The organism is Bradyrhizobium sp. UFLA05-108 (assembly GCF_059803455.1).
This window is the reverse complement of sequence record NZ_JBANAZ010000234.1, coordinates 1-795: the sequence shown is the minus strand read 5'-3', so window position 1 is coordinate 795 and position 795 is coordinate 1. Positions and strand designations below refer to the sequence as shown.

The window sequence follows — 795 nt, the reverse complement described above, 5'->3', positions numbered from 1 at the left end:
GCGCTCAGCAACGCGCTGTTCGACGCCGGTATCCTGCCTTACTACATCCACGTGCTGGACAAGGTGCAGGGCGCAGCGCACTTCATGGTCAGCGACGATGAAGCGCGCGCCATCATGCAGGCGCTGCTGAGCAAGGTGTCCGGTTACCTGGTACCGCGCCTGACGCGTGAAGTGGGCGGCGAACCGAGCAAAACGCCGATCGACCTGCGCCTGATGCCGGAGTGACGCGCGCCACATGGCCCGATGGAACGAAAAGAGGAATGCCGTGGCATTCCTCTTTTTTTATCTCTTTGCGACTGCGGTCTCAGCGCCTTACGGGCACTTGTAAACCTGGCCGACCATTTTGCTGTCCAGCGGTGCGAAGCTGGAGAGCAGATTCTGGCTCGGGCTGTTGGCGCCGTAGATCACGTTGCCGCCCATGGCCGCCGCCTTGTTGCGCAGATCGTTGGCCGCACCGCGCATGGAGCTGCCTTCACCGCCGTTGCCGGACAGCCAGTTGCTCTGGGTGCCGGTCACTTCCCCCAGCAGCTGGCATTCCGCCGCCGGCTTGCTGTCGGTGAACTTGATCTGCTGACCCGCAGCGGTCAGTTCATGAGTGGTGCTGCAACCCGCCAGCAGCATCGCTGCCGAAAGACCCAGTAAGGCTTTAATCCGCATCTTGTTCCCCATTCGATGTTGAGAATTACGCAAAATCTTCTACCCGTCGCCTTTCAAGCTGTAGCGTTGTTGACTGCGCTCGCTCACCCCAGTTACTTACTCAAGTAAGCGCCTGGGGACTCACGAGCTGGCCGCCTA

At 60.6% G+C, this 795-nt stretch carries 1 protein-coding gene and 1 pseudogene; one reads left to right on the top strand and one right to left on the bottom strand.

All coding sequences use genetic code 11. The features are described 5' to 3' along the window. Window positions 1-225, top strand: a pseudogene (locus SO140_RS46205) (EF-P beta-lysylation protein EpmB); the annotation flags it as partial. A gap of 87 nt (window positions 226-312) precedes the next feature. Here the strand turns inward: SO140_RS46205 and SO140_RS46200 are convergent. Continuing rightward, entirely contained in the window at window positions 313-657 is a 345-nt protein-coding gene (locus tag SO140_RS46200; protein ID WP_025305007.1) for a DUF4156 domain-containing protein, read from the bottom strand. Window positions 658-795: the final 138 nt, after the last annotated feature.